The organism is Isoptericola sp. NPDC060185 (assembly GCF_042728595.1).
Classification (GTDB): domain Bacteria; phylum Actinomycetota; class Actinomycetes; order Actinomycetales; family Cellulomonadaceae; genus Isoptericola.
This window is the reverse complement of record NZ_JBHWYY010000124.1, coordinates 1-6,187: the sequence shown is the minus strand read 5'-3', so window position 1 is coordinate 6,187 and position 6,187 is coordinate 1. Positions and strand designations below refer to the sequence as shown.

Here is a 6,187-nt window from a genome sequence, read left to right as displayed (position 1 = left end):
GTCGTCGTCCTGGAGCCGGACGACGACCCACCGCTACGTCACGGGCCCGTTCACCCCTTGGTGCCGAAGCCGAGCCGGAGGGCCAAGGCCCGGCCGGCCGCCACTAGGCTGCCCCCATGGGTACCGCGCTCGTCACCGGCGCCACCGCCGGCCTCGGCCTGGAGTTCGTCTGGCAGCTCGCCACCGCGCGACACGACGTCGTCGTCGTGGCGCGCGACGTCGGCCGCCTCGAGGAGGTCGCCACGCAGGTGCGCGCCGCCGCGGGCGTCCGGGTGGAGGTGCTGCCCGCCGACCTGTCGGTGCCCGCGGACCTGGAGCGCGTCGCCGCGCGTCTCGCCGTGACCGGCGACGAGGAGGGCGACGACCGCCGACCGGTGGGCCTGCTCGTCAACAACGCCGGGTTCGCGACCGCGCAGCGGTTCGTCGGGGGCGACCTCGACGTCGAGCTGCGGGCGCTGGACGTGATGGTGCACGCGGTGCTGGTGCTGTCGCACGCGGCGACCGGGCAGATGACGGCCCGCGGGCGGGGCGCGATCCTCAACGTCGCGTCCGTCGCCGCGCTCACCGCCGGGGGCACGTACGCCGCCGCGAAGGCGTTCGTGCGGTCGTTCACCGAGGGGCTGGCGGTCGAGCTCCAGGGCACCGGCGTCACCGCCACGGCCCTCTGCCCGGGGTTCGTGCGCACCGAGTTCCACGACCGCGCCGGCATCGACATGTCGACGATCCCGGACGCGGGCTGGCTGGACGCGCCGCGCGTGGTCTCCGACGCGCTCGCCGACGTGCGTCGCGGCGTCGTCATCTCCACCCCGTCCGTCCGGTACAAGGCGGCCTCCGCCCTGCTGCGCCTCGCGCCGCGCTCCGCCGTCCGCGCCGTCGGCAAGTACCGCTGACGGGCCGTCGTCCCCGGCACGGGGTGCGGGGCTCCCGCCCCGTACCCTGGAGCCCGTGACGACCACCGACGCTTCCTTCGGCCCCACCCCCCGCGAGCAGCTGCGCGACCTCATCACAGAGCTCGCCGTCGTGCACGGGAAGGTGACGCTCTCCTCCGGCAAGGAGGCCGACTACTACGTCGACCTGCGCCGCATCACGCTGCACCACCGCGCCGCCCCGCTGGTCGGCCACGTGCTGCTCGACCACCTCGAGGAGGTCGGGCTCGGCACGGCGGAGGTCGACGCCGTCGGCGGCCTGACCCTCGGCGCGGACCCGATCGCGGACGCCCTGCTGCACGCCGCCGCGTCGCGCGGGCAGGACCTCGACGCGTTCGTGGTCCGCAAGGCGGCGAAGGCGCACGGCATGCAGCGCCAGATCGAGGGCCCCGAGGTCGCGGGCCGCAAGGTCGTGGTCCTGGAGGACACGACGACCACCGGCGGCTCGCCCATCACGGCCATCGAGGCCCTGCGCGCCGCCGGCGCCGAGGTGCTCGGCTGCGCGACGATCGTCGACCGCGCCACCGGCGCCGGCGAGAAGATCGAGGCGCTCGGGGTGCCCTACCACTACCTGTACGACCTGTCCGACCTCGGCCTCGCGTGAGCCGACCGGGCGCGGCGCGGCCCGGCCTCTCGATCCTCGTCGTCCCGATGGCGGTCGTGGTCGCGGCCGCCGTGCTGGCGGGTCTCGGGGTGTTCGACGCGTGGGTCGCGTACGTCCTCGTGCCCGTCGCGGCCGTCGTGGGCGGCCTCGGCTACCTGCGGGCCCAGCGCCGCTGGATCGCGCGGAGCGCCGAGGACGTCGACCGCCTCGTCGCGACCGGGCGCTGGACCGAGCTCGGCGGCGAGCACCCGGAGCCCCCGCGGGAGGCGCTGTCGTTCCCGAAGCGGGCGCCGTTCGCGAGCGACGTCGGGCACACGTACGGCGCGGTGCTGCGCTCCCGGGTGGACGGCCGCGACGTGTGGACGTTCGAGCTGGGCGTCCAGCGTCGCTCCGGCGGCACGGTCACGGAGACCGGGGCCCGGGAGTCCGGCCCGGCGACCCTCTCCGACCCCTACCACCTGGTCCTCACCCGCCTCGACCGCGCGCACGGGACGGTGGAGGTGGCCGCCGCGGGGGTCGCCGACGCGCTGCGCCACGACGTCGAGGTCGGCGTGCCGGACTTCGACCGCGCGTTCCGCGTGACCACCGAGAGCGTGCGCACCGCCCGCGCCTGGCTGGGCGACGGCGGCGGGGCGGACCTGGCCCGGCAGGGCGCCGAGGCGCTGCACGGTGGCCGGGTGCGGCTCGACGGCGACACGCTGCTGTGGTGGCGCCGGGGTCACCAGGACCTGGTCGTCGTGGACGACGTCGCCCAGCTCGTCGCGCGGGCCGCGGCGTACGCCCCGCGCTGAGGGTCAGCGCCGTCGGCGGGCGATCAGGAAGCCGGCGCCGAGCCCGACCAGCAGTGCGCCCACGCCGATCAGCGCGAAGGGCACCCAGAGGTACGGGGTCACCGGGAAGAACGTCGTGTCCGAGAGCGGGGCGTACGCGAACCAGCCGAACGACGCGTAGCCGGTCGGGCGCGTCAGGCCCAGGACGACGAGGACGCCGCCGACGACGACCGAGGCGACCGCCACCCAGGTGCTCCAACGGGCCGCGCGGCCCGCAGGCTGCGCGACCGGGGTGCCCTCGACGTCGTCAGACACGGCCGACGAGGTCCGCGATCGAGTCCACGACGTGCGACGGACGGAACGGGTAGGTGTCGATCTCGGCGGGGGAGGTGGACCCCGTCATGACGAGGAACGTCTCCAGGCCGGCCTCGATGCCCGCGACGACGTCGGTGTCCATGCGGTCGCCGATCATCGCCGTCACCTCGGAGTGCGCGTCGATGCGGTTGAGCGCGGAGCGGAACATCATCGGGTTCGGCTTGCCCACGTAGTACGGCGAGCGGCCGGTGGCGGCCTGGATCATCGCCGCGACGGCGCCGGTCGCGGGCAGCGGGCCCTCGGCCGACGGCCCGGTGGTGTCCGGGTTGGTGGCGATGAACCGGGCCCCGTCGCGCACCAGGCGGATGGCCTTGGTGATGGCGGTGAAGGAGTACGTGCGCGTCTCGCCGAGCACCACGTAGTCCGGGTCCGACTCCGTGAGCGTGTACCCCGCCTCGTAGAGCGCGGTGGTGAGGCCGGCCTCGCCGATCACGTACGCCGAGCCGTTCGGCACCTGGTCGGACAGGAACTGCCCCGTCGCGAGCGCCGACGTCCAGATCGCCTCCTCCGGCACGTCGATGCCCGACGTCGAGAGGCGAGCGCGCAGGTCGCGCGGCGTGAAGATCGAGTTGTTCGTGAGGACGAGGAACGGACGCTCCGCGTCGCGCAGGGCGCGGATGAACTCCGGCGCCCCGGGGATGGCCTGCCCCTCGTGCACGAGGACGCCGTCCATGTCGGTCAGCCAGCACTCGATCCGTCGCTCGTCGCTCACGCGCTCACCCTAGTGCGCGGGCCGTCCGCGTGCGTCCGCCAGGATGGGGCCATGACGACGATCGTGGTGGTGGGCGGCACCGGGCAGGCGGGCCGCGCCGTCGTGCGCGAGGCCGAGGCGCGGGGGCACGAGGTGCGCGTGGTGTCGCGCCGGGGGCCGGAGGACCAGGGCGGCGCCGCGCATCACGCGGTGGACCTGCTCGCGGACGACGACGCGGGCGTGCTCGCGGCCCTGGCCGCGGCCTTCGACGGCGCGGGCGCCGTGGTCGACACCAGCAACGGGATGGCGCCCGGCGCGCAGGCCGTGTTCACCACCGGGGCCGGGCGGGTCGCGGAGGCGGCCGGTCGCGCGGGGGTGGGCCGCGTCGTCGTGCTGTCGATCGCCGGGGTGGACCGGAGCGGCTACCCGTACTACCGCGCTCACGCCGAGCAGGAGCGCGTGTATGCGGCCGGGCCCGCCCCGGCGACGGTCGTGCGGGCCACGCAGTTCCACGACTTCCTCGGCATCTTCTTCGGCACCGACAGCCGGCTGGGCGCCTGGTCGCGGCTCGGCCTGCTGCCGTACCCGCGCGGCTGCCGCTTCCAGACGATCGACCTGCGCGACGTCGCCCGCGCCCTCGTCGACGCCGCGCAGGGCGACGACCCGCTCGGCGTCGCCCCAGCGACCGGGCCGAGCGGTGCCCCGACCGCGACCGTCGGCGGCCCGCAGGTGCTGGACGCCCGCACCATGGCGCGCGCCTGGCGGCGGGCGCACGGGTCGCGCCGGGTGCTGGTCGGGGTGCCGCTGCCGGGGCCGCTCGGCGAGTTCTTCCGCGCGGGCCGCAACCTCGTGCCCGGCGCAGCCGTCGGCACCACCACCTACGACGAGTGGCTGGCCGGCCGGTGAGCGGGACCGAGCCCGAGCCCGAGCCCCAGGCCGAGCGCGCGGCGGAGCGCGAGGTCGGTGTCGGCCCGTGGCCCGGCGGCCCGGACGCGTGGCCGCGCACGCCCGACGGCGCCCCGGACCCTCGCTACGACCCGGACCTGCTGGCGCACGGCGACCGGCGCAACGTCGTCGACCCGTACCGGTACTGGACCGTCGAAGCGGTGGTCGCCGACCTCGACGCGCGCCGCCCCGCCGACCGGCAGCTCCACGTGGCCATCGAGAACTGGGCGCACGACCTCAACATCGGCTCGGTGGTGCGCACCGCCAACGCCTTCAACGCCGCCGGCGTGCACGTCGTCGGACGGCGACGGTGGAACCGGCGCGGCGCCATGGTGACGGACCGCTACCTGCACGTCCACCACCACCCGGACGCGCCGGCGCTCGCGGCGTGGGCGGCGTCGGCGGACGACGGCGCCGCCCTGCCCGTGGTCGGGATCGACAACGTGCCCGGGTCGGTGCCGTTGGAGGGCTACGTGCTGCCGGCGCGGTGCGTGCTGCTGCTCGGGCAGGAGTCCACGGGCCTCACGGCGGAGGCCCAGGAGGCGTGCGACGTCGTCCTGCACATCACCCAGCACGGCTCCACGCGCTCCCTCAACGCGGGCGCCGCCGGGGCGATCGCGATGCACGCGTGGGCGTCGAGGTGGCTCCCGCCGTCTCACCCAGCCGACGGCATGTGACTCGCACGACTCCGTCGTGAGAAAATCCGGGTGCATGCGGGTCGCACGGCGCCCGTCGCGACGAAGCCCGCTGCATCCTCGTACGCCCCGTCATTGGAGTACCGCAGATGCCTATCGCAACCCCCGAGGTCTACGCCGAGATGATCGACCGGGCGAAGGCCGGCAAGTTCGCCTACCCCGCCGTCAACATCACGTCGTCGCAGACCGTCACCGCCGCGCTCCAGGGCTTCGCCGAGGCCGAGTCGGACGGCATCATCCAGGTCTCCGTCGGGGGCGGCGAGTACGCCTCGGGCGCCACGATCAAGGACCGTGTCGTCGGCTCGCTGGCCCTGGCCGCCTACGCCACCGAGGTCGCGAAGAACTACTCGGTGAACATCGCGATCCACACCGACCACTGCGTCAAGAAGAACCTCGACTCCTGGGTGCGCCCGCTGCTCGCCCTCGAGGCGGAGCAGGTCAAGGCCGGCAAGAACCCGACCTTCCAGTCGCACATGTTCGACGGCTCGGACATCCCGCTGGAGGAGAACCTCGTCATCGCCGCGGAGCTCCTCGAGCTGTCGCAGGCGGCGCGCACCATCCTCGAGATCGAGGTCGGCGTCGTCGGCGGCGAGGAGGACGGTCACGAGGCCGCCATCAACGACAAGCTCTACACGACGGCCGAGGACGGCCTCGCCACCGTCAAGGCGCTCGGCGCCGGCGAGAAGGGCCGCTACCTGACGGCCCTCACCTTCGGCAACGTGCACGGCGTGTACAAGCCGGGTGCCGTGAAGCTGCGCCCGTCGATCCTCGCGGACATCCAGAAGGCCGTGGGCGACGAGATCGGCGTCCAGAACCCGTTCGACCTCGTGTTCCACGGTGGTTCGGGCTCCACGGCCGAGGAGATCTCGGAGGCCGTCGACAACGGCGTCATCAAGATGAACATCGACACCGACACCCAGTACGCGTTCACGCGCCCGGTCGTCGAGCACATGTTCAAGAACTACGACGGCGTCCTCAAGATCGACGGCGAGGTCGGCAACAAGAAGGCGTACGACCCGCGCGCCTGGGGCAAGCTGGCCGAGGCCGGCATGGCCGCCCGCATCGTCGAGGCCGCGCAGCAGCTGCGCTCCGCCGGCCACAAGATGTGACCCTCTCGCCGAGGTAGTTCACAACTCGCCGAGGTAGTTCGAAGGGGCGGTCCGCACCATGTGCGGGCCGCC

8 protein-coding genes are annotated in these 6,187 nt (G+C 74.3%); 6 read left to right on the top strand and 2 right to left on the bottom strand.

Annotated features, from left to right (window positions below; all coding sequences use genetic code 11):
- The first annotated feature begins 116 nt into the window (after nt 1-116).
- From ACFWDO_RS20860 to ACFWDO_RS20850, 3 genes are read left to right on the top strand one after another with little or no spacing between them, the layout of a single operon-like run.
- On the top strand, nt 117-890 hold the full coding sequence (locus ACFWDO_RS20860; protein ID WP_380326263.1) for an SDR family NAD(P)-dependent oxidoreductase: 774 nt from the start codon (nt 117-119) through the stop codon (nt 888-890).
- A 55-nt stretch (nt 891-945) separates the two neighbouring features.
- The gene (gene pyrE, locus ACFWDO_RS20855; RefSeq protein ID WP_380326265.1) at nt 946-1,530 is read left to right on the top strand and encodes an orotate phosphoribosyltransferase; all 585 of its coding nucleotides are present in this window, start codon (nt 946-948) and stop codon (nt 1,528-1,530) included.
- Nucleotides 1,527-2,321 carry a hypothetical protein gene (locus ACFWDO_RS20850; protein WP_380326268.1) on the top strand — a complete coding sequence of 265 codons (795 nt, stop codon included), beginning with the start codon at nt 1,527-1,529 and terminating at the stop codon, nt 2,319-2,321. The genes pyrE and ACFWDO_RS20850 overlap by 4 nt, the downstream gene beginning before the upstream one ends.
- Nucleotides 2,322-2,324: 3 nt before the next feature.
- Here ACFWDO_RS20850 and ACFWDO_RS20845 read toward each other — a convergent pair whose 3' ends face one another.
- Together ACFWDO_RS20845 and ACFWDO_RS20840 are read right to left on the bottom strand one after the other, a co-directional pair.
- The gene (locus ACFWDO_RS20845; RefSeq protein ID WP_380326270.1) at nt 2,325-2,615 is read right to left on the bottom strand and encodes a hypothetical protein; all 291 of its coding nucleotides are present in this window, start codon (nt 2,613-2,615) and stop codon (nt 2,325-2,327) included.
- Entirely contained in the window at nt 2,608-3,348 is a 741-nt protein-coding gene (locus ACFWDO_RS20840) for an HAD-IIA family hydrolase (RefSeq protein WP_380326282.1), read from the bottom strand. Before ACFWDO_RS20840 ends, ACFWDO_RS20845 begins: the two co-directional genes overlap by 8 nt.
- Before the next feature lie 90 nt (nt 3,349-3,438).
- Here ACFWDO_RS20840 and ACFWDO_RS20835 point away from each other — a divergent pair, with 90 nt between their 5' ends.
- The 3 genes from ACFWDO_RS20835 (at nt 3,439) to fbaA (ending at nt 6,115) form a co-directional block, all read left to right on the top strand.
- A complete protein-coding gene (locus ACFWDO_RS20835) occupies nt 3,439-4,272 on the top strand; it encodes an SDR family oxidoreductase (RefSeq protein ID WP_380326273.1) in 834 nt (277 codons plus the stop codon).
- The gene (locus tag ACFWDO_RS20830) at nt 4,269-4,988 is read left to right on the top strand and encodes a TrmH family RNA methyltransferase (protein WP_380326276.1); all 720 of its coding nucleotides are present in this window, start codon (nt 4,269-4,271) and stop codon (nt 4,986-4,988) included. The genes ACFWDO_RS20835 and ACFWDO_RS20830 overlap by 4 nt, the downstream gene beginning before the upstream one ends.
- A 107-nt stretch (nt 4,989-5,095) precedes the next feature.
- Nucleotides 5,096-6,115: a class II fructose-bisphosphate aldolase gene (gene fbaA / locus ACFWDO_RS20825; RefSeq protein WP_380326279.1), complete on the top strand. Its 1,020-nt coding sequence runs from the start codon at nt 5,096-5,098 to the stop codon at nt 6,113-6,115.
- Nucleotides 6,116-6,187: the final 72 nt, after the last annotated feature.